Annotated in this window: 22 protein-coding genes and 1 pseudogene; 9 read left to right on the top strand and 14 right to left on the bottom strand. The window is 67.4% G+C overall.

Annotated features, from left to right (window positions below; genetic code table 11):
- Positions 1 to 733: 733 nt before the first annotated feature.
- Positions 734 to 1,756: a DMT family transporter gene (locus ACWW1C_RS03050; RefSeq protein ID WP_455982064.1), complete on the bottom strand. Its 1,023-nt coding sequence runs from the start codon at positions 1,754 to 1,756 to the stop codon at positions 734 to 736.
- A complete protein-coding gene (locus tag ACWW1C_RS03055; RefSeq protein ID WP_455982065.1) occupies positions 1,753 to 2,337 on the bottom strand; it encodes a TetR/AcrR family transcriptional regulator in 585 nt (194 codons plus the stop codon). The genes ACWW1C_RS03050 and ACWW1C_RS03055 overlap by 4 nt, the downstream gene beginning before the upstream one ends.
- A gap of 95 nt (positions 2,338 to 2,432) precedes the next feature.
- On the opposite strand from ACWW1C_RS03055, the gene ACWW1C_RS03060 reads away from it, so the two are divergent.
- A complete protein-coding gene (locus tag ACWW1C_RS03060) occupies positions 2,433 to 2,699 on the top strand; it encodes a DUF6480 family protein (RefSeq protein WP_455982066.1) in 267 nt (88 codons plus the stop codon).
- On the opposite strand, the gene ACWW1C_RS03065 is transcribed toward ACWW1C_RS03060, so the two are convergent.
- The 6 genes from ACWW1C_RS03065 to ACWW1C_RS03090 all read right to left on the bottom strand — a co-directional run bounded on the left by ACWW1C_RS03065 (position 2,700) and on the right by ACWW1C_RS03090 (position 8,817).
- A complete protein-coding gene (locus tag ACWW1C_RS03065; protein ID WP_455982067.1) occupies positions 2,700 to 3,323 on the bottom strand; it encodes a flavodoxin family protein in 624 nt (207 codons plus the stop codon). It lies immediately after the preceding gene.
- A gap of 52 nt (positions 3,324 to 3,375) precedes the next feature.
- Positions 3,376 to 3,987 (bottom strand): pyridoxamine 5'-phosphate oxidase family protein, encoded by a 612-nt coding sequence (locus ACWW1C_RS03070; RefSeq protein ID WP_455982068.1) that lies wholly within the window; start codon positions 3,985 to 3,987, stop codon positions 3,376 to 3,378.
- 26 nt (positions 3,988 to 4,013) lie between these two features.
- The gene (locus tag ACWW1C_RS03075; RefSeq protein ID WP_455982069.1) at positions 4,014 to 6,539 is read right to left on the bottom strand and encodes a cellulase family glycosylhydrolase; all 2,526 of its coding nucleotides are present in this window, start codon (positions 6,537 to 6,539) and stop codon (positions 4,014 to 4,016) included.
- Between the two features lie 153 nt (positions 6,540 to 6,692).
- Positions 6,693 to 7,433 carry a hypothetical protein gene (locus tag ACWW1C_RS03080; RefSeq protein ID WP_455982070.1) on the bottom strand — a complete coding sequence of 247 codons (741 nt, stop codon included), beginning with the start codon at positions 7,431 to 7,433 and terminating at the stop codon, positions 6,693 to 6,695.
- Positions 7,433 to 8,086: an MspA family porin gene (locus ACWW1C_RS03085; protein ID WP_455982071.1), complete on the bottom strand. Its 654-nt coding sequence runs from the start codon at positions 8,084 to 8,086 to the stop codon at positions 7,433 to 7,435. Before ACWW1C_RS03085 ends, ACWW1C_RS03080 begins: the two co-directional genes overlap by 1 nt.
- 65 nt (positions 8,087 to 8,151) lie before the next feature.
- Positions 8,152 to 8,817, bottom strand: a complete 666-nt coding sequence (locus tag ACWW1C_RS03090) for an MspA family porin (RefSeq protein WP_455982072.1) — start codon at positions 8,815 to 8,817, stop codon at positions 8,152 to 8,154.
- Between the two features lie 416 nt (positions 8,818 to 9,233).
- On the opposite strand from ACWW1C_RS03090, the gene ACWW1C_RS03095 reads away from it, so the two are divergent.
- The 6 genes from ACWW1C_RS03095 (at position 9,234) to ACWW1C_RS03120 (ending at position 13,343) form a co-directional block, all read left to right on the top strand.
- A complete protein-coding gene (locus ACWW1C_RS03095; RefSeq protein WP_455982073.1) occupies positions 9,234 to 9,761 on the top strand; it encodes a hypothetical protein in 528 nt (175 codons plus the stop codon).
- A gap of 25 nt (positions 9,762 to 9,786) precedes the next feature.
- Entirely contained in the window at positions 9,787 to 10,485 is a 699-nt protein-coding gene (locus tag ACWW1C_RS03100) for a sensor domain-containing protein (RefSeq protein WP_455982074.1), read from the top strand.
- 66 nt (positions 10,486 to 10,551) lie between these two features.
- Positions 10,552 to 10,992 (top strand): SRPBCC family protein, encoded by a 441-nt coding sequence (locus ACWW1C_RS03105; RefSeq protein WP_455982075.1) that lies wholly within the window; start codon positions 10,552 to 10,554, stop codon positions 10,990 to 10,992.
- Between the two features lie 47 nt (positions 10,993 to 11,039).
- On the top strand, positions 11,040 to 12,119 hold the full coding sequence (locus tag ACWW1C_RS03110) for a CaiB/BaiF CoA transferase family protein (protein WP_455982076.1): 1,080 nt from the start codon (positions 11,040 to 11,042) through the stop codon (positions 12,117 to 12,119).
- Positions 12,120 to 12,184: 65 nt separating this feature from the next.
- Complete coding sequence (locus tag ACWW1C_RS03115) at positions 12,185 to 12,622, top strand: SRPBCC family protein (RefSeq protein ID WP_455982077.1); 438 nt, start codon at positions 12,185 to 12,187, stop codon at positions 12,620 to 12,622.
- 13 nt (positions 12,623 to 12,635) lie between these two features.
- Positions 12,636 to 13,343 carry a GntR family transcriptional regulator gene (locus tag ACWW1C_RS03120; protein ID WP_455982078.1) on the top strand — a complete coding sequence of 236 codons (708 nt, stop codon included), beginning with the start codon at positions 12,636 to 12,638 and terminating at the stop codon, positions 13,341 to 13,343.
- A gap of 45 nt (positions 13,344 to 13,388) precedes the next feature.
- On the opposite strand, the gene ACWW1C_RS03125 is transcribed toward ACWW1C_RS03120, so the two are convergent.
- Positions 13,389 to 14,588 (bottom strand): pyridoxal phosphate-dependent aminotransferase, encoded by a 1,200-nt coding sequence (locus ACWW1C_RS03125; RefSeq protein ID WP_455984121.1) that lies wholly within the window; start codon positions 14,586 to 14,588, stop codon positions 13,389 to 13,391.
- 11 nt (positions 14,589 to 14,599) lie between these two features.
- On the bottom strand, positions 14,600 to 15,100 hold the full coding sequence (locus ACWW1C_RS03130) for a DUF2834 domain-containing protein (RefSeq protein ID WP_455982079.1): 501 nt from the start codon (positions 15,098 to 15,100) through the stop codon (positions 14,600 to 14,602).
- A 70-nt stretch (positions 15,101 to 15,170) separates the two neighbouring features.
- Between ACWW1C_RS03130 and ACWW1C_RS03135 the strand changes: the two genes are divergently transcribed.
- The gene (locus ACWW1C_RS03135; RefSeq protein ID WP_455982080.1) at positions 15,171 to 15,755 is read left to right on the top strand and encodes a TetR/AcrR family transcriptional regulator; all 585 of its coding nucleotides are present in this window, start codon (positions 15,171 to 15,173) and stop codon (positions 15,753 to 15,755) included.
- A gap of 59 nt (positions 15,756 to 15,814) precedes the next feature.
- Positions 15,815 to 17,365, top strand: a complete 1,551-nt coding sequence (locus ACWW1C_RS03140) for a phytoene desaturase family protein (RefSeq protein ID WP_455982081.1) — start codon at positions 15,815 to 15,817, stop codon at positions 17,363 to 17,365.
- Here the strand turns inward: ACWW1C_RS03140 and ACWW1C_RS03145 are convergent.
- The 4 genes and pseudogenes from ACWW1C_RS03145 to ACWW1C_RS03160 all read right to left on the bottom strand — a co-directional run.
- Positions 17,358 to 17,456, bottom strand: a pseudogene (locus tag ACWW1C_RS03145) (allantoinase); the annotation flags it as partial. The gene ACWW1C_RS03140 and the pseudogene ACWW1C_RS03145 overlap by 8 nt on opposite strands.
- Positions 17,453 to 18,415, bottom strand: coding sequence for an allantoicase (alc, locus tag ACWW1C_RS03150; RefSeq protein WP_455982082.1), 963 nt, complete (start codon positions 18,413 to 18,415; stop codon positions 17,453 to 17,455). The pseudogene ACWW1C_RS03145 and the gene alc, both read right to left, overlap by 4 nt.
- Positions 18,412 to 19,626 carry a DUF6986 family protein gene (locus tag ACWW1C_RS03155; protein WP_455982083.1) on the bottom strand — a complete coding sequence of 405 codons (1,215 nt, stop codon included), beginning with the start codon at positions 19,624 to 19,626 and terminating at the stop codon, positions 18,412 to 18,414. The genes alc and ACWW1C_RS03155 overlap by 4 nt, the downstream gene beginning before the upstream one ends.
- Before the next feature lie 61 nt (positions 19,627 to 19,687).
- Complete coding sequence (locus tag ACWW1C_RS03160) at positions 19,688 to 20,773, bottom strand: IS630 family transposase (protein WP_455982084.1); 1,086 nt, start codon at positions 20,771 to 20,773, stop codon at positions 19,688 to 19,690.
- Between the last annotated feature and the right edge of the window lie 28 nt (positions 20,774 to 20,801).

Genomic DNA, 20,801 nt, shown 5'->3' on the forward strand with positions numbered 1-20,801 from the left:
CACGCTGTCCGACGCGGTGACGCCCACGATGATCAAGAACGTTGCCGCGAAGTACGCCGTGCAGGTGCCGGTGGAGGGCGGCATCGCGGAACTGGTCAGTGAGATTGCCACCCGGCTGTTCCGGCTCACCGCGTCCTCGGACACCCGTTTCGGCGACGTCATCGATGGGCGGCGATTCAGTGAACTCAGCGCGATGGTGGTCGAGATGGGCGTCACCCAGCGGCTGCTGGAGCGGATCCTGAGCAGCGAGGCGTTCACCGAATTCTGCGTGACGCTGGTGCAGCACTCGCTCGCCGAATCCGTGACGCAGGGCGGCAGGTCGCTGGCCCGTGGCCGGCTGGGCCGCGTGTTCGGCGCAGTCGGTGCCCGGATGCCGCAGGGCCCGGTCGAACGGTTGGAGGTGCGGGCCGAGGACCTCGCGCGCCGCGGTGCCCGCTTTTTGTTCGCCCACACGCATGCCGACGACGATGTGCTCGCCGAGGCGCTGAACCAACTGTGGCGCAGCAACCTCAACAGCCCGCTGTCGTCGGCGATTTCAGTGATTTCGGCCGACGACGTCGAGGACGCGGTCGTGCCGATCTACGAGTTCTGGCGCACCTTTCGAGACACCGACTACTTCCGCACGCTCCTCGATGAGGGCATCGACCACGTCTTCGAAAAGTACGGCGATGTCAGCCTTTACGATCTGCTGCTCGATCTCGGCGTGGGTCGTGAGGACATGATCGAGGAAGCTCTACGGTTCGGCCCTCCGGTGATCGCCTTGCTCGACGAGCGGGGCTACCTCGAGTCGGTACTGCGGCGTCGCCTCATCCCGTTCTACGTCTCGGATCAGTTCCGGGAGGCGTTGGCGGGAGGCTGATCCGGCAGGGAGGTTCGTCGGTGCCACCGCGAGCACGATGAGCGCCATGGCGATGGCGCCGAATCCGATCCAGCCGGTCGGGGCGAGGCGCTCCCCGACGATGGCCACCGCCAGAACGGCCGCGACGGCCGGTTCGGCGAGGGTGATCGTCGTGGCCGTGCTGGCGGGCACGTGGCTGAGCCCGTAGCCGAACAAGAGGTACCCGAGAAACATCGGTATCAATGCCATGTACGCGGCGACCAGGAATGCGTCGGTCGTGGCGACCAGCGGTGCGCCCGTGAGGGCGAGTATCGGCATGAGTAGCGCTCCGCCCGCTCCGAAGACGGCGCCCATCGCCGCGGCGCGATCGATATCCCGACGCATCAGCCGTTGAGCGGTCCAGGAGTATGTCGCGTACGACGCGCCGGCCACCAGCCCGAGCAGTACCCCGATCGCGGTGTGGCCTGAATCATCCGTCGGTTCAACGATTTTGGACGAGCACAGCAGGGCGCTGCCCACGATGCCGAGCGCGGCGGCGGCCAGCCACCACCGGCTCAACGGGCGGCGTTCGACGGTCCACTCGAGCAGTCCGGAGGCGAGCGGCGCCGAGGCCAGAGAGACGACCGATCCGATCGCGACGCCCGCCAGATGCATGGCGCTGTAGAACGCGAGTGGATACACGGCAACCGCCGCGGCGCCGACAGCGACGACGCCACGGTGGATGCGCAGGCCGGCCCGCGCCCGACGTAGGGCGGGGAGGGCGATGGCGGCCTGCAGTAGACCACCGATGCCGAGTGCCGCCGCGCCGATCGCCAGTGGGCCGGCGTGGGGAGCGAAGGTCGCTGCCGTTCCGGTTGTCCCCCAGAGCACCGACGTCACCGCGATCGCCGTGATGCCGGTGGTCCGGCCCTTGGTCATGCGGCGTCCAGCACGGCGGCCGCGATCCGGCGGGCATGGAGAAGGCGGTCCGAGGATGCTTCCAATCCGGCGCGGCTCATGGCCCCTTCGAGCAAGAAGACCAGGTGCTCGGCGGTACCGGGGACGTCGTCGACCCCGGCGGCCTGCAGATGCCCGGCCACGATCTCCTCGACCTCTTCCTTGTGGCGCCGTACCGCCTCACGGCCGGGAGTTCCGACCGGAAGCTCGGCGGCAGCGTTGAGCAGCCCGCAGCCTCGGAAGCCGTGCGTGTATGCAGCCTCGGCGTGATCGAGGTAGGCATCGAAGACGGCGAGCACCGCATCACGTGGAGTGGGGGCGGCGCCCAGGCGCGCGCGATAGAGGGCCAGCCATTCCTCGTGGCGGGCCTCGATATAGGCCAGGACCAGCTCGTCTTTGGACGCGAAGTTGTTGTACAGCGTCATCTTCGCCACCCCGGCCTCTGCCGTGATGGTGTCGATGCCCGTCGCTGAAATCCCGTCAGCGTAGAAGCGTTCTGCGGCGGCGTTCAGCAGCCGCTGGCGGGCCGCGCCGCGGGCTGTCCTGGCCTTGCCGGGCTCCATACTAGGTAGACTAGTCTACCTAGTAGCGATTGGGAAAGGTTCCGTCCAGGAGCCGAACTCGGTTTTGTGCTGCAGTCGTCGGGTAATCACCCGCCATGGCTTCCGACAGACAGCCGAACCAGGCACCACCGGACCCGGATCCGACTTTGACACCGGGCCTGGCACCTGGCGGCGGCATCGAACCCGGTGACACGCCGCCTGATTCCGGGCAGGAATCGGCGACGAGCAATCCCGATCCGACCCCGCCGGCCGGCGGCCCACGCAGGGTCATCGCGCCGACGGTGGTGATCGCGCTCTACGTCATCGTCTTCCTCACCATCGCGATCCTGTTCATCCTGAAGATCGTCGGCGTCCTGAACTGACTACTTGTACGGCGGATACGGCGCCGAGTGCAGCACCCGGGCCAGGTGTGCGGCGTTGCGGGCGGCGGCGGCGGTGGCCGACGCGACGGCTTCGGGCACCTCGTCGAGGTCGTTGTAGTCCGTCGACTCCATCGCCGCGCCATTCCAGTAGGTGCATCCCTGAGCGGGGATGTTGAAGCCAATGTCGTTGAGCCCCTGGAAGATATCGGCGACGGTCTTGTGGGCGCCGTCCTCGTTGCCGACGACGCTGACGATCGCCACTTTCTGTGACACGGCCGGCCGGCCCTGATCGTCTTTGTTGGAGAGCTCCGCGTCGAGGCGCTCGAGAACCCGCTGCGCGATCGACGACGGGTGGCCCAGCCAGATGGGCGTGCTGATCAGCAGGATGTCGGAGTCGAGGACCTGGGCCCGGATCTGTGGCCACTGATCGCCTTCGCCCATGTCGGCTTCGACGCCGGGTGCGATGTTGAAGTCGACGCACCGGACTGTTTCGCACGCGACATTCTGTTCGCGCAGTACCGCCAGGACGTGTTCGGCGATCAACTCGCTGCTCGACGGTGACGGGCCCGGCTTGAGGGTGCAGATCAGTGCGGTCGCGCGGAGGGGCGGGGTCGATTCGGTCATGAGGGGCGGGTACCCGAGCCTGCCGCAGTCAAACGGGACCAGCCCTGCGGTGTCAGCGGCTCTCCAGCTCCGCCACCCGAGCCGTGAGCGCGGCGATCTCGGCCTGCAACTCGGCCTCTCGCCCGTCGAACTTGGCTTGATACGCCTCGCCGAGTTCGCGCAGGTACTCGCGGTCGAAGCGGGGAATGATGGAGCGCGAGCAGTTCCAGTCGAAGGCCTCGACGGCGATCTCGATCTCGCGCTGTGGCCCGTCCTCGATGACCGTCCCGCGGCCGAAGACCTTGAGTCGGGTGCGTCGCGGGTAGTCGACGAAGAACATCGCCAGCCGGTCGTCGGCGGCCAGATTGCCGAGGGTGACGAACTGGTTGTTGCCGGGCAGGTCGACGAATCGCAGTCGGTCGGTCTCGGGCAGGTGCCGGACGAATCCGGCTGGGCCGCTGCGGTATTGGAGGTAGGGCCAGCCGTTCGGCGTGACGGTGGCCAGGCAGAACTGATCCGCGCGCCGGATCATCAACAGCTCGCGGTCGTCCAGGCGCTGTGGGCCGTCGTCGGCGCGTTCGGTGTGCCGTCCGTAGGCCAGATAGCTGCCGTTGCGCTGCTGGCGATTCAGCGCATCCGGGCCGAATGCCAGGTGGTGATAGTGGTTGTTCGGCTCGCTCGACACAACGGTCACGCTACGCCGGCCGCGCGTCAGGGTGCGGCGGTCACCACGACCTTGACGACGCCCGTATCGGTGTCCGACGCGATCACGAGCGTCGGCGCGTTCGCGGCGGAGACCACATGCCCGCCCGTGACGGTGACGGCGTACCCGTTCGGGTACGCGACGGTGGGCACCGCGATGGCGCTCTGCGAACCGGCGGCGAAACTGCCCGAGCCGTCCGCCTTGGCCGTCGAGTAGCTGAAGGTGAAGGCGCCGTTCGTATTTGAGAGTTTGAGCGGCGTTCCGGATACCGCCTGTGGATACGGCGAGGCCAGCACCTGCAGGCTGCCGGTGTTGACGTTGTCGCCGGTCGGCGGCAGGGCCGGTTTGTAGACGACCGACTCGCCGTCGGTGCTGCCGCTGGTGGTGATGTCGCCGATACCGGAGTAGGCCCATTCCGACCAGCTCATCAGGTACTGGTCGGCGGCGTTCATCTCGGCTCTCAGATCGGATGGCAGGTTGGAGGCGCCGAACTCGTCCATGAACACCGGGATGTCATGGGCCTTCCCGTACGCGTGCGCGGTGCCGGCCTGCTGCTTGGCCAGCCATCCGCAGATGCTGCTGGTGGCCGACCCGGCACAGTAATCATGAAACGCCAGAACAACATTCGCGTCGTCGATCGTGCCCAGCTGGATAGGTAGGCCGAGGATCGCGGGTATTTCGGAAACCGCGGGATTGGCGGGCTCGACGAACAGCGCGGTATCCGGATCCACGGCGCGGATGGCAGCTGCCACCTGGTTGTACATCGGGGTCAGCTGTTGATAGGCATAGAACGGGCTGCCCAGCAGCGTCGGCAACCATGAGGTGCCCGGGAACGGCTCGTTCATGATGTCGTAGCCGATGACGCTGCTGTTGCCGGCCACCGCTGCGGCCACAGTTTCCCAGGCCTTGGCGTAGTTGTCCTCGAGCCCGATTCCGTTGGCGGCGTTGGAATTGTTCCAGAAGCCGTCCCACGCCGCGGTCTCGGCAGGGTTCAGGTAGTAGCTGCCGGGGAAGCCGAAGCTCTTGTTGGGGAGCCCTCCGGTCTTGGTGGCCCACTCCGGGGCGCCCTCACCGCCGAGCGAGGCGCTGTACAGGTCCTGGTGCATGTCGATGATCGTGTAGATGCCGTGCGCGGCAAGCATGTTCACGGTCTGCTGGATCGACTGGAGGTACGCGGCGTTGTACACCCCGGGTTGGGGCTCGACCCCGGCCCAGATGACGCCGAGCCGCACGACGTTGAAGCCGTTGGCCGCCAGGAATGCGGCATCGTCCTCGCTGAACCCGCTGGCCGACGGTTCGTACGGCGCGAGCTTGTACACCTCGTTGAACCCATGCAGCAGTACAACTTGCCCGTCGCTGTTGGTCAGCCAGACGCCGGTCGGCGTGACGGACAACATGGAATTGTTCGCGCCGGTCTGGATGAGGGTGGCGCCGGTACCGGATTTACCGACCGCGCCGTGATTGCCCAGCAGGCCGGCATTGCCGCCGGCTCCGCCGAGTGCCGGCAGTGTCGTGGATATACCGCCGACGCCGCTCTTTCCGGCATCGCCGCCGGGGCCGCCGATGCCCAGGAGGAACGCGCCGGAACCGCCGTTTCCGCCACGGCCACCGTCGGCCCCGTCGCCGCCCTGGCCACCACGACCGCCGGCCCCGAACAGCAGACCCTTGCCCGAACCACCTCGGCCGCCGGGCCCGCCGGTGCCCCCGGGGTTCGGCCCGCCGTTTCCGCCGCGTCCGCCGACACCCATCAAGAATCCGCCTGCGCCTCCCGAGCCGCCGGATGCGCCTGCGCCGCCGCGTCCACCCGGCCCTCCGTTGCCGACCATTCCCGCTCTGCCGCCGTTGCCTCCGGGGAGCCCGTCCTGGGTGCTGTCCCAACCGGCTCCGCCGTCACCGAGCAGCCATCCGCCGGCCGTGCCGTTCGGCGCGGTGGCGATGCCGGTGCGGCCGTTCCCGATCACGTAGGTACCGGCCAGCCTGTTGATGACGCCGTCGACGCCCTGCCCGAGTGGACTGTTGATCCAGCCTTCGATTCCGGTGTGCAGCGGGTTGTAGAGCAGCGCTTGGAACCACGCCGCCGGGTTGCTGGGCGTGGACGCCGCGGTGGTCGGTGCCGCCGGGGTCAGGATCGAGGGGACCGCCGCGACGGCGGCGGCCGGGCTTGTGCCGGTGGTTTGCGTGGCGACATGGTTGGCGGCCGCGGTCTGCGGCGCCGAAGCAGCTGCCGGCGCGGTGGCTGGTTTCGGTTTCGCGACAACGGGATTCGGCAGGTGGCGGTTCGGGCGGCCGGCTGCCGAACCATGGGTGGCCGCGGCTTTGGCGGCCGGCGTCGCCGGCCGGTCGGGCCGTTTGGTCGAGCTGTCGTTTCCGGCGTGCGGTGCGGCACTGGCGGTCGAACCTTTTGGAGTGCCGGCCGCATCGTGGCCGGCACCGCTGTCGGCCCAGGCGACGGCGGTTCCACTGGTCAGCGCTGCCCAGATGCCGAAGGCCCCCGCCAATCCGCCGACGCCGCACAGGCCGGCGCTTACCGTCATAGCTTGTGTATACGGCACCGCTGGGCGCGGTGCGGCCGAAATGACGTGCCTGGGTGAATGTCAGAGGGCCCGGACTAGCGGGGCGTCGAGGCCGGCCGGTCACGAATACGAGTTGGGCCCGTCAACCGGAGTTGACGGGCCCAAATCGCATATTCAGTTGGCGGGCGCCGGCGGCGGAACCGGAGCCCCGGGCGGGAGCGGTGCCGGAGCGGGCTCCGGCGGCACGTAGTACTGCCCCAGACCCGGCGGGATGTTGGTCCCGGGCGGCGGTGCGGTGCCGGGCAGCGACTCGCCCAGCTGCTGCTGCGGGTACTGGCCGAGCGCTCCACCCCGCAGGCGGCCGTCGTGGTACATGTCGATGTACCGGTTGAGCCACTCGTGCGGGCTGCTGTCTGCGCGTTCCTGGCCCGGGTCGACCCCGAACTGCTCGCACTTGCCCGGCGCCGACGGCTTGAGGCACTGCCCCACGCCGTAACTGTTGTTGAAGGCGTTCAGGCTCGGCGGGGTGCCGGCGCCCGAGCCCGGCCCGGACGGCACCGCGTTCTGGCCCAGCACGGTGTCCGCGGTCAGCCCGGGCGTGCCCAGCGGCATACCCAGCGGGCCGGCCGCGGGAGCGGGCGCCGCCGGGTCGGCGTTGGCGGGGCGCTGCCCGAGGACGTTCAATCCCTGGGCGCCCAGCGGCGCGCCCAGGACCGGCATCTGGGCATCCGCCATGGGAGCGGGACCCAGAGCCGCGGCCGCCTGTGCGGCGATCGCGTCCTGCTGGTCATCGTGACCGGGCGTCGGAATCGGCGAATTCCAGTCGGCGGAGGCTGCTCCGGCAAAGGCGATGGACGCCGCGGCGGCAATCACGCCCGCCGCCGCAGCCTTGCCCATCTTTTTGCTGCTGATCATTACACCGACTTGGTGATGCCGTAGTAGGCCACGATGTCGTCAGTGTCGGTGGTGGAGCTGGTCAGCGTCGCGTAGGAGCGGATGAAGGACTGACCGACGCAGCCGTCGACCTTGATGTGGGTGTCCTTGAGGGTGACGCGCGCCGGCGCGGACTTGAAGGACTTCTTGTCGACCGGAACCTGGGTCACGGTGCCCGGCTTCGGGTGGATTTCCAGCGTGCCCGACAGCGGGAACGTGACACCGGTCGGAATGGCGCCGGTGAAGAGGTTCGCGTTGGCGGTGGTGGCGCCGACCTGGCCGATCAGACGGATCTGGCCGAGCTCGATGCCGCAACCGATCTGGTAGCCGGCTTCCAGCGTGCCGCCGGTCAGCTTGGTCTTGCCGCTGCCGGTGACGGTGCCGGTGAACGTGCCGCCGACGAGGTACTCGCGAGAGGAGGTGGCGGTGGTCAGCGGCGCGACCGGCAACTGGGACTCGTTGGTGGCGGCGACCGTCAGGACCCAGCCATCAGGCGAGGTGACGGTGGCGGGCTCGTCCGAGGCGACGACGCCGGTGTCCACCGGCGGGCCGTCGGGGTCTGCCATCGCGACAGGTGCAGCGATTGGCGGCAGCAGCATGCACGCTGCGGCGAAAACAGCGGAGGGTTTCAACATGGTGGTGGCAAGCCCTTCATGATTTCAGATTTGGTGGGGGGGTCAGTTGGACTGCAACGAGCTACTTAGACGGACTTGGTCACGCCGAGGTAGGTGACGATGTCGTCGGTGTTGTCCGTGGAGCTCGTCAGCGTCGCGTACGAGCGGATGAAGGACTGGCCGGCGCACTGGTCGGTCTTGATGCGCACACCGGTGATGCTCACGCGGGTCGAGGTGCCCTTGAACGACTTCTTGTCGATCGCCACGGTCGTCACGGTGCCGGGCTTGAGGTACACCTTGCCCTGCAAGCTGATACCGGCCTGCCACGTCGGGCCCGCCAGGGAGATACCCGGGGTGAAGGAGGCACCGGGGTTGATCTCGGCTTCATCGGAGATGATGCCGCAACCGATCTGCTCGCCGGCCTCCAGCGTGCCGCCGGTCAGCTTGGTCTTGCCGCCACCGGTGATGGAGCCGGTGAAGGTGCCCGCGACCCAGTACTCTCGCGAGGAGATCGCGGTGGTCAGCGGGGCAACAGGAAGCTGGGTCTCGTTGGTGCCGACGACCTGCAGGTGCCAGCCGTCGGGGGTGTCCAGCACACCGGCCGGGCCGGACGGCACAGCGCCCTCGGGAGGCAGCGGTGCATTGACTGGCTGGATTGCGGGGCCATCGGCAGGATCCGCAATCGCCAGCGGCGCGGCGCCGACCGGGAGCACCACGCAAAGGGCTGCCAACATGGCAAAACGGTTCGACATGGTGATGAACGCGCCTCTCGTCATTGGGTACTACGGCGTTTTCTGTGAGTGCCGTAGTTGCTGAATTTGTGTCGCTGCGGAGCATCTAATGGGCGGGTTGCCGGACGGTTAACGGACCGCAAAAACTTGCCCCTCCGTTATCAACCAGTGGGCTACTTGGGAATACGCGTGTATTGGTGGAGTTATTTGCCGTGGTCGCTGAGCCCCGAATGCGCTGCTCGGTGAGTGTGATCTAGGTCATTCGACGAATGCCGAAATGCAACCGACGGAGATTGGAAATCGCCGGTTTGACTTGCGTTAACCAACTGGCCATCTGCACGCCCGACCGTGGGACGGTCGAACGCCGAGCGTCCGTCATAGCCAGGTGGGCACAAATGCCTCCCGGTGGACGCGGCGCGAATGACTTGGAGGAAACGGTGAAGTCTTCACAGACCTTGGTGCGATTCGTGGCAGCGTCTGCCATTGTCTTGGGCGCCGGTGTATTTGGGCAGCCCTCGGCGGAGGCTGACCCGGAAGCTCCCGCCCCTGCCCCGGTGGACGCCGGTGCCTCGGTTCAGGCGTCCGGCGTCACCTCTGCGAACGCCGACCCGGCCGCGGTCGCGGCCTGCTCACAGTTCGCGTCCGCGCTCGACACCGCTGCGGATGGATATGGTGCCTTCGCGGACGATCTCGAGAACAACGACCCGTACATCGGCCAGAGCAACGCGGCGGGCCGCTCCAGCCTGCAGGCGTCGGCCAAGGCCGCCATGGACGCCTCCAACACCCCGGGCCTGTCGCCGGAGATCGCCAGCCCCATGCGGTCCTGGTCGGTCGGCGCCGCCAAGTTGTTCGTGAAGATGGGCATCGGGATGACCGGCGGCAGCCTCGACAACACAGCCACCGAGGTCAACACCAACGCCGAAACCGTCCAGCGTGAGTGCGCTGCGGCCGGTACCCACGCCTGAGCGCGCACCGGTATATAAGGAACCCGTGAAGCGACACGCCTTCGGCGTCGCCCTGCTGTGCCTGGCCCTGGCGGCTTGCGGCGGCAAGACCGGCACGCCGACACCTGCCACCCCGACGGCCGTTGCCGAGTCGAGCATCAACGACCTGTTGCTGACCCCGGACGAGCTGAACAAGACGATGGGCACGACCGGTCTGGTGGGACAGCCGCCGAAGGACGGGATGGATGACCACCGCAACCTGTTGCCGAACCTGAACTGCCTCGGTGTCTGGCAGATCGACGAGTCCGTCGTCTACTCGAAGGACGGCAAGGATCTCAAGAGCGGGCAGGACTGGAAGGCCATGCGGCAGCAGACGCTGAAGACGCCCGACAGCGACCAGTGGAACTACCTGGCCGCGCAGTCGGTGGTCTACTACCCGACATCCGACGCGGCGCGTAACTTCTTCAACCTGTCGGCCGAGCGGTGGGCCAAGTGCACCAACCACCACGTCAACATCAGGCTCAACGACAAGCCGCTGCCCAAGTGGCTTTCGGGCGATCTCGAGCGCACCGACACCAAACTGGCGATGCCCATCACGCGTGGCACCGGACCCGAAACCCGTTGGTGCCAACACGTTCTGCAATTGGTCGCCAACCTGATCATCGACGTCGAGGCGTGCACTCCGAAGGCACCGGTGACGGCGGCCGCTGACATTGCCACGAAGATCCAGGCGGGAATCCGCTAGGCGCAGCGTCCCGCTTGTTGCACCATCCCGACTACGGCGCCCGGCCCCGTGGTCTATGGTCGCGCCATGGCAGTCAGCGCGTCGCATGAAGTGACCATCGAGGCAACCCCCGAAGAGATCATGGATGTCATCGCAGACCTTGCGCAGACACCCGTGTGGTCGCCGCAGTACACCAAGGCCGAAGTCCTGGACACCTACGACAACGGCCGGCCGAAGCAGGCCAAGATGACCATCAAGGCCGCCGGCATGGCCGACGACCAGATTCTCGAGTACACCTGGACCGACCTGACGGGCAGCTGGGTGCTGATCAGATCGTCGTCACTCAAGAAGCAGGAAGCGCGCTACACGCTGACCCCGGCCGGCAACAGAACCAAGGTGAAGTTCGAGATCACCGTCGACCCGGTGGTGCCGATCCCCGGATTCCTGTTGAAGCGCAGCGTCAGCGGCGGCGCCGAGACCGCCACCGAGGGGCTGAAGAAGTTCATGGCCAAGAACAGGAAGGCCTGACGCGCACCGGGATTCAGGCTCACCGACCCATGGGCTAACGTCGCGGGATGACGAATGCGGGGCCACTGGCCGGAGTCAAGGTAATCGAACTCGGCGGGATCGGCCCCGGGCCGCACACCGCCATGATGCTGGCCGACCTCGGCGCCGACGTGGTGCGGGTCCGTCGTCCGGGCGGCCTGACGATGCCTGCCGAGAACGTCGACCTGCTGCACCGCGGCAAGCGGATCGTCGACCTGGACGTCAAGTCCGACCCGGCCGCGTTGCTCGCGCTGGCCGCGAAAGCCGATGTGCTGCTTGACTGTTTCCGTCCCGGCACCTGCGAGCGCCTCGGTATCGGGCCGGCCGAATGCGAAGCCGTCAACCCGCGGCTGATCTTCGCCCGGATCACCGGCTGGGGACAGGACGGGCCGCTGGCGCAGACCGCGGGCCACGACATCAACTACCTGTCCCAGACCGGCGCGCTCTCGGCCATCGGCTACCGCGACCGGCCGCCGGTGGCACCCCTGAACCTGGTCGCCGATTTCGGCGGCGGCTCGATGCTGACGCTGATCGGCATCGTGACGGCGCTGTACGAACGCGAACAGTCCGGCCGCGGTCAGGTCGTCGACGCGGCGATGGTCGACGGCGTCAGCATGCTCGCCCAGATGATGTGGACCATGAAGTCCACCGGCGTGATGAAGGACCAGCGCGAATCGTTCCTCCTGGATGGCGGCGCCCCGTACTACCGCGTCTACGAGACGTCCGACGGCGGCTACATGGCGGTCGGCTCCATCGAGCCGCAGTTCTTCGCTCAGCTACTTGTGGGCCTCGGTCTCGATCCCGCCGAGGTGCCCAACCAGTTCGACCTCGCGCGTTACGACGAGATGCGTGACATCTTTGCTGCCCGGTTCGCGAGCCGAACCCGTGCCGAGTGGACCGAGGCGTTCGCCGGGACCGATGCCTGCGTCACTCCCGTGCTGAACTGGACCGAGGCCGCCGCCGGCGATCACCTCCGGGCCAGGTCGACCATCGTCACCGTCGACGGTGTCGATCAGGCCGCCCCGGCGCCGCGCTTCTCCCGCACCCCATCGGGCCCGGTCGGCGCCCCGCCGCAGCAGACCACGCCGATCGGCGACGTCGGTTGGTAACGGTTTGAGAAGTTAGCTGGCGCATTCTCTACCCGAGGCCGGTGGAGAGGACTAAATTTGCCCTTATGGCAGTTATGGCGTCCCGAGAGCTGATGATCGACGCCTCGCCCGAAGCCATCATGGATGCGCTGGCCGATATGGACGAGGCGTCGCAATGGCGCAGCTTGCACCGGGAATTACAGGTAGTAGATCGGTATCCCGACGGTCGTCCCCACCACGTCAAGGCGACCGTCAAGATCATGGGTATCACCGACAAGGAGCTCCTGGAGTACCACTGGGGTGATGACTGGATGGTGTGGGACGCGGCCGACACCTTCCAACAACGTGGGCAGCATGCCGAGTACAAATTGACCCGTGAGGGCGACCGGACGCGGGTGCGGTTCGACATCATCGTGGACCTCGTCGCCCCCATTCCCGAGTTCTTGTTGCGCCGAGCCCGCAAACTGGTGCTCGATGCTGCAGTCGACCGGCTGCGGGCCCGGGTGACTCGTCTCTACGGCTAGACGGGGAGCTCGGATGACCGACCGCCCACCTTCTCCGCTGCTGGAGAAGCTGGTGGTTGCGCGGAACGGCGGGCCGCAGCAGACCGTGGTGACGGAGCTGCGCCGGGTGATCCTGCGCGGTGACGCGCCGCCCGGGACCCCGGTGCCGCTGACCGAGGTCGCCGAGCTGTTCGGCGTGAGCCACATTCCGGTCCGGGAGGCGCTCAAGACGCTCATCGGCGAGGGCCTGGTGACCCACCGGCCCAACGGCGGGTACGCCGTCGCCCGGATGACGAAACAGGAACTGCACGAGATGTACGTGGTGCGCGCGGCGCTGGAGGGCGCGGCGCTCGCGATTGCCGCGGAATCGGCCACCGACCGCGAGCGGGCTGTTGCGGTCGAGGCCAATGAGCGCATGGCGCAAGCGATTCGGGACTCCGACGGCGCGGCGTTCCAGCGCGAGAGCCGCAACTTCCATATGGCCCTGGTGCGGCCGTCGGGCATGCATCGACTGCTGCACATTCTCGAGATGTCCTGGAACATGATCGAACCCGTGCAGGCGATGATGCACGTGACGCCGGACGACCGGGCCAAGCTCAACGGCGATCACGAGGAGATGCTCGAGGCGTTCCTGGCCCGGGATACCGGGCGGCTCAGCGCGGTGGCGCAGCGACACAACGACAGCGTCGACGCCGCGATCGCGACCCTGCCCACCGATACCGGGCTCCTTACCTGCGAGTGATTTGTGCACGATTTTCCGCGGTGAGCGCGGATTTTCGTGCACAAATCACAGGGTGCGCAGGCGGCTGATCGCCTCGTCGAGGGTGTCGTCGCGCTTGCAGAAGGCGAAGCGCACCAGGTGATTCCAGCCCGCGGAATCCGGGGAGGCCGGATCCAGGAAAGCTGACATCGGGATCGCCGCGACGCCGACCCGCTCCGGCAGCTGCGCGCAGAACGCGGTGCTGTCGTCGTAACCGAGGGGCCGGGGGTCGGCGCACAGGAAGTAGGTGCCGAAGCTGTCGTGGACGTCGAAGCCGATGTCGGTGAGAGCGCCGGCCAACCGGTCCCGCTTGCCGCGGTAGGACTTTCGCAGGGCCGCGACCCAGGCGTCCTCGTGGTCGAGTGCGTGCGCGACAGCCGGCTGGAAGGGCGCGCCGCCGACATAGGTCAGGTACTGCTTGGCGGCGCGCACCCCGGCGATGAGTTCGGCGGGCCCACAGGCCCAGCCGATCTTCCAGCCGGTGCAGTTGAACATCTTCGCGGCGCTGGAGATGGTGACGGTGCGCTCGGCCATACCGGGATAACCGGCGAGCGGCCGGTGCTGATGACCGTCGAACGTCAGCTGCTCGTAGACCTCGTCGGTGATCACCAGCAGGTCGTGCTCGACGGCGAGGGCGGCGATGGCCGTCAGCTCCTCATGGCTGGCGACCATGCCGGTCGGGTTGTGCGGTGAGTTGAGGATCAGTGCGCGCGTGGCCGGCGTGATCGCGGCGCGGAGCCGGTCGACGTCGATGGCGAAGCCGTGGTGGCGGGCCACCGATGGGCCGTGGTGGTCCGGTGCGAGGGGGACGACGACCCGCCGGCAGCCGGCCATGGCGATCACCGGGGAGTAGGAGTCGTAGAACGGCGCGATGATCAGCACTTCGCTTGGAGATGACGGGGTGCCGGGCTCAACTAATCCCAACACCGCTGCGGCGATGGCCTCGGTGCCGCCGACGGTGACCAGCACCTCGGTGTCCGGGTCGTATTTGATGCCGTAGTGCCGGTCGCGCTGGGCGGCGATGGCCTGGCGCAGCTGGGGGATGCCGGGGCCGGGCGGGTACTGGTTGACGCCATCCGCGATGGCCTGTTGCGCCACCGCGAGCATCTGCGCCGGGCCGTCTTCGTCGGGAAATCCCTGGCCGAGGTTCACGGCGCCGACCCGCGCGGCCAGTGCCGACATCTCGGCGAAGATCGTGGAGGCGTAGGGCCGCAGGCGCGCGGCCATCCCCGGTGGCGTCACCCCTGGATTGTCGCAGAACTCCTGACGTGGTCGACGGTGCGCTCGTGCCGCTGCTGCCGCGCGATGACGGCGAAGTAGAACGCGAGCGCGAATGCGCAACTGGTGAACAGACTGCTGACGAAGAACAGCCAGGGGTGCCGGATGCCGCGCCGGAGGCCGTCGGCGATGGTGAAGAGCGGCAGCAGGATGACGTTGATGATGGTGTAGTCCTGGCCGGCCGACGACGCCGCCGGGTTGACGAACATCAGGCGGATGTAGTCCGACCAGCTGCCGGGCCCGGTGATCGGATTGCCGTCGGGCGGTTGGTAATCCATGACGAACTTGGTGTTGAAGTAGTAGCCCAGCGCGATCGAGGCGATGCCGATCACGTAGTAGGCCGACTCGAGTGCCGAGAACGCGGGCCCGTCGGCAGGCTTGCGGAAGACGGCGGGATTGAGCTTGACGATGAACGCGATGGTGATCAGTCCGAGGAGGGCGTGGACGATGAGCGAGACCATGTCAGCGGAGTCTGCTCGCCCCGGAATGTTTTGTCAATCATGACAAAACATTCTGCGGTACCGTACTGGGATGCCCCGGCCGCCGCAGACCGTACGTAGTGAGCGCACGCGCGAGGCGTTGCAACAGGCCGCGTTGGTCCGTTTTCTGGCGCAAGGCGTCGAGGGCACCACGGCCGAGGAGATCGCCGCGGATGCGGGTGTCTCGCTGCGCACGTTCTACCGGCATTTCACCTCCAAGCACGAGCTGCTGTTCGCCGACTACGACGCCGGCCTGCACTGGTTTCGGACCGCACTGGCCGGCCGGCCGGCAGATGAGCCGGTGCTGGCGGCTGTACAGGCCGCGATCTTTGCCTTCCCGTACGACTTTGGTGCCGTCACCAAGATCGCCTCGCTGCGCGAACAGGAACTCGACGCCGACCGGATCGTCAGCCACATCCGGCAGGTCGAGGCCGACTTCGCCGACGCCATCGCCGAGCACCTGGCGAGGCGTGGTGGATCGCATGACCGGCTGCGTATCGCGGTGACCTCGCGGACCATTGCCGCCGCCGTCTTCGGCGCGATGGAGGTATGGATGCTCGGCGCCGATCGGTCATTGGCCGATCTGGCGCGCATGTGTCACCAGGCGTTGGATCAACTGGCGGCCGGTCCGGTCTGACTTCTTCGCCAAGTTTTGTCACTATTGACAAAACTATGTACGAGTGCGACTCTGCGGAAATGGCGCAATTCGACGCGATCGTGGTGGGAGCAGGGCACAACGGGCTGGCTTCGGCCGTGATGCTCCAAAAAGCCGGCCTGCGCACGCTCTGTCTGGAATCCAAGCTGTACTCCGGTGGCATGGCCTCGACGGTCGAGCTGTTCGACGGCTTCAAGTTCGAGATCGCCGGGTCCGAACAGTTCCCGACGTCGCTCAAGGTGAGTCAGGAGCTGGGCCTCGACGAGGTGCCGAGCGTCGAGCAGGAAGTCATGTCGGTCAACATGCGGGGGATCGGCGACGAGCCGTTCCTCTTCTACTCGGACCCCATGAAGCTCCTGACCCACATGAACGAGCTGCACGGCGCCGAGGCCGTCAACGGCATGGCCGGCCTGATGGCCTGGAGCATGGCGCCCGCCCGGGCGCTCGGCCGATTCGACGCGGGGCTGCCGCCCAAGACTTACGACGAGATGTACGCCTGCGCCACAAACGAATTCGAACGGTCGGCCATCACCGACATGCTCTTCGGCTCGGTGACCGACGTCCTCGACCGCTACCTGCCGGACAAGGACAAGCACGGTGCGATCCGCGGCATGCTGTCGGTACTGGCGTGCAACACCACCTACCGGGGCCCGGCCACGCCCGGCAGCGCCGCCGCGCTGGCCTTCGGGCTTGCGGTGCCCACCGACGGCGCGTCACTGATGCGCAAACTCAAGGGCGGTATCGGGGCGCTGGCGCGTCACCTCGAGGACACGTTCGTCGCGCGCGGCGGCGAGGTCCGGCTGCGCAGCGCGGTCGCGGCCGTCACCGTCGCCGACGGCCGGGTCACGGGCGTCCGGCTCGACGATGGCACCGAAATCACTGCACCAGTGGTGGTTTCGTCGATCGCGCCGTCGGTGACCGTGGACCGGCTGCTCGGCGGAGCCGTCCCCGACGACGTGCGGGCCCGCTACGCGCGCGTCGACCACCGCGGCAGCTACCTGCAGATGCACTTCGCGCTCGACGGCGCCCCGGAATTCACCGAGCCCTACGAAATCCTGAACAACCCCGAATTACAGGGCACCATCGGCCTTTTCAGTACTCCCGAAGAACTGCAGCAGCAGTGGGAGGCCAGCCGGCGGGGGATCGTGCCGGCCGATCCGTCCATCGCCTGGCAGATCCCGTCGGTCCTCGATCCCGAGTTGGCGCCGCCCGGCAAGCATGCGTCGTCGGCGTTCGCGCTGTGGTTCCCCATCGAGGGTGGTGGCGACTACGGATCGATGAAACGCGAGATGGGACAACGGGTTATCGACAAGATCACCCGCGTGGCACCCAACTTCGAGAAGCTGATCCTGCGGCACACGACGTTCACGCCGCGGCACATGGACCGGATGTTCGGCGCCCCCGGCGGCGACTACTGCCATGGCCTGATCCACCCCGAACAGATGGGGCCCAACCGCCCCGGTCCGCGCGGCTACCTCGACCAGGAGCTGCCGGTCGAGGGGATCTACCTGGGCGGCGCCGGCTGCCACGGCGGCCCGGCCGTCAACTTCATCCCGGGCTACAACGCCGCCCACGCCATCCTGACCAAGTGACCGCGAACGGCACGGCAATGGCTGCACCGCCGGGCCACTGTGGGTCCGGCGGGGTGCGGCCATAGCCCACCAGGTCACGTGGGTAGCTCACGCGAGTTCCCCGAACAGCCGCAATCGGGCCAGCCCGCCATCCGGATAGATGTCCAGGCGTGCCTCGGACACCACGTCGCCAGCGTCGATGAGGAAACGGTGCCGGGTATCAGGCAGCAGGTCGGTGCGGGGCAGCAGATCGATCCACTGCCCGTCGGCGCGCAGTCCGGTCAGCGCTGCGGCCCCGGGGCTGTTCCCGATGAAGTAGGACGTGTCGATCTCGGCGAGCCGCACCCGGCCCGGTCCGGCCAACCGGATGCGTACCCAGTCGTTGGCGTCGTCGCGACGGCGGGCCGTTTCCCAGCCATCGCCCATCACCTGTGCTTGCCCGGGGAAGATCAGATTCTGGGGCGAGCTGTAGAAGCGATTCGAGGCGTCGAGCACCAGACCGCCGTTCTCCAGTGCCGCCAGGTCCACGGGGCCGACACCGAGGAACCGCTTGTCCGGGCGGCCTTCGCCGTGCACCCGTAGTCGCGCCACCCCGCCGTCGGGATAGATGTTGAGCCGCACATGCGTCCAGCGCTGTTCCGAGGCGACCTCGAAGTTGTTGCGCGTGTCCCCGTACACGCGCGAACGCTCGATGAGCGGAACCCAGCCGGGGTCGACGGCCAGCTGGTCGGCTGTCGGGTACCCGTCGACCTCGATGGCATCGACGGAGACGGCCGGCGGATAGTTGCCCTTGAACCACGCGGTGTCCACGACCACACCACGGATGACACCCGGCACGCCGAGCCGCACGATTGCCGTGTCGTGGCCGGCGTCGCGGCGCCGCCGGGTCTCCCACCCGTCGTAGACCTGCCCTTTGTGCCCGAACGACGCCGGCCGATATACCGAGGGCCCGGGGGAGACGAGATTTTCCTTCTCGGCGAACAGTTCGTCGTTCGCCCAGATCACCGCCCCGCCGAGGCTGCGTAGCGCGAGATCGGGCAGCCAGGTGAAGTCCGGCAGTGATTCAGTCATGACAGCTTTCGGTTCTTGAGGTTTCGGAGCACTTCCACGGTGGCGCCGGGCGCGACCGCGAGGACGTCGTCGGCGCCGAATGCGCCGCAGTCCAGCCCGCGCAGCACTACCGCCGCCAACGCTTCGGCGGTCGCGGGCTCGTCGACGATCGGGCCGCCGGTGCGGTTCAGGTAGGCCTGCAGCCGTGGCGCCGCGGCGGCCATGGCGGCCCGGAAGAAGGTGAAGGTGGCCAGCCACCGGGTCACCAGGTGACCGGGGTGCATGTCCCAACCCTGGTAGAAACCGCGCTCGAGGGACCGGGTGACGAGCCCATGGTGGCGCCGGATCGCCTGCACCACTTGCTCTTCGGTGCCGGTCGGGGCCACCTGTGTCGAGCCGTCGGCGACCCAGACCCCGGTTTGCGCGGCGGCGGTCTGCATCACCGCTTTGGCGTGGTCGGCCACCGGGTGGTCGAGCGCCTGATGTTGCGGTGCGATCCCGCAGGCGGCGCTGTAATCGTATGTGCCGTAATGTAATCCGCTGCACCGGTGCTCGGCCAGTTGGATGGCGCGGGCGAGCGTCGCGGTCCCGTCGGGGCCGAGTACCGCCTGCGGGCTCTCGATCTGCAGCTCGAAGCGCAGCGTGTGCTCCGCCAGACCGTGGGCGGTCTCCAATGCTTCGCACAGCCAGACTGCGGCGGTGACCTGTTCGGCCGCACGCAGTTTCGGCACAGTGAAGACGAAACCGTCGACGACGCCGGCGTCGAGCACCAACTCGAGGGTGCGCAGGGCCCGACGGCGCTCTGCGGTGGTCAGCCCCTTGATGCGAATCCCGCTGTGGCGCAACCCGAGTGCGGGGAGGGTCACCGCAGCCCGTGCCGCGTCACGATCCTCCACGTCGTCTCCGCGGTGGCCGTAGCCGTCCTCGAAATCCAGCCGCAAATCGGCAATCGGCGCTTCGGCGAGCTGATCGCGCACCAGCGTCACCGTGGTCTGGTCGCAGAGTTCGGCGAAGACCTCCGCGTGCCGGTCCAGCAGTTCGAGCGCGGCCCGGCCCCACTGCGCAGGAGTATCGGGAGTCGCATCGGCCGCGCTGACATAGACGGTATGGATCGGCTGGATGGCAGCGCCCTCCCCCGGAAACCGCGCCGCTAGGTCGGCGTCGACGCGCGACAGCAGGGCGTCGATGCGCTGGAGCGCATCTGCCGGGACGCGATGGAGGGGGGCCGACACCCGCCTATCGTGCCGCGTTGCCGCGATCTCAGCACGTCGAGCCGGTGCTGGGGGAGCTGATCTAGTATCCTGAGTCGTTAATTCGTCTGCAGTAGTTGGCGATGGATTCGATGATTTGGTCGGCGGTCTTGGTCCACACGTAGGGGCGGGGGTTGTCGTTCCAGGTGTCGATCCAGGCACGGATGTCGGTGTTGAGCTGACGTACTGAGGTGTGGGTGCCGCGGCGCAGTTTCTTGGTGGTCAGTTCGGCGAACCAGCGCTCGACGAGGTTGAGCCATGAGGAGCTGGTCGGGGTGAAGTGCAGCGTGAAACGTGGATGGGCCAGCAGCCAGCGTTTGACGGCCGGGGTTTTGTGGGTCGAGGCGTTGTCGAGCACGACGTGACAATCGAGGTCTGCCGGGACATTGGCATCGATCTTTTTCAGGAACGCCAGAAACTCCTGGGACCGGTGCCGGGCATGTAAGGACCCAATGACCTTGCCCGAGGCCAGATCTAGTGCCGCATACAGGCTTGAGGTGCCGTGGCGGACGTAATCGTGGCTGGCTCGCGCTGGGGTTCCCGGCAGCATCGGGAACACCGGCTGGGTGCGGTTGAGGGCTTGGATCTGGGTTTTCTCATCCACGCACAGCACCACCGCCCGTTCGGGCGGATCCAGGTACAGGCCCACCACGTCACGGACCTTTTCCACGAACAGCGGGTCCTTGGACAGCTTCCACGAGTCCTGCTTGTGCGGCGCCAGCCCGAATGCCCGCCACACCCGCGAGACCATCGATTGCGACAGTCCGAGATGCTCGGCCATCGACCGGGTCGACCAGTGCGTGGCCTGCGGCGGAGTGGTCTCCAGGGTCGTGGTGATCAACTCCTTGATCTGCTCGTCACCGACCACCCGTGGCCGACCTGGCCGGGGCTCATCGAGCAGCCCGTCCAAGCGCAGCTCGACAAACCTGTTGCGCCACTTACGGATCGTGCCCCGATCGAGCTCTAGGCGATCAGCCAACTCCACATTGGTGCCGCCGTCGGCAGCGGCCAGCACAATCCTGGCCCGAAGCGCCAGACCCGCGGCACTGGTGCGCCGACGCGTCCAGCCCACCAACTCCGCACGCTCGTCATCGGTCAACACAATCTCGACAGCGTGGGGCGAGGGCATGACCCACCCTAACAAGAGAAGGTGAATT

It is taken from the genome of Mycobacterium sp. HM-7 (assembly GCF_053852335.1).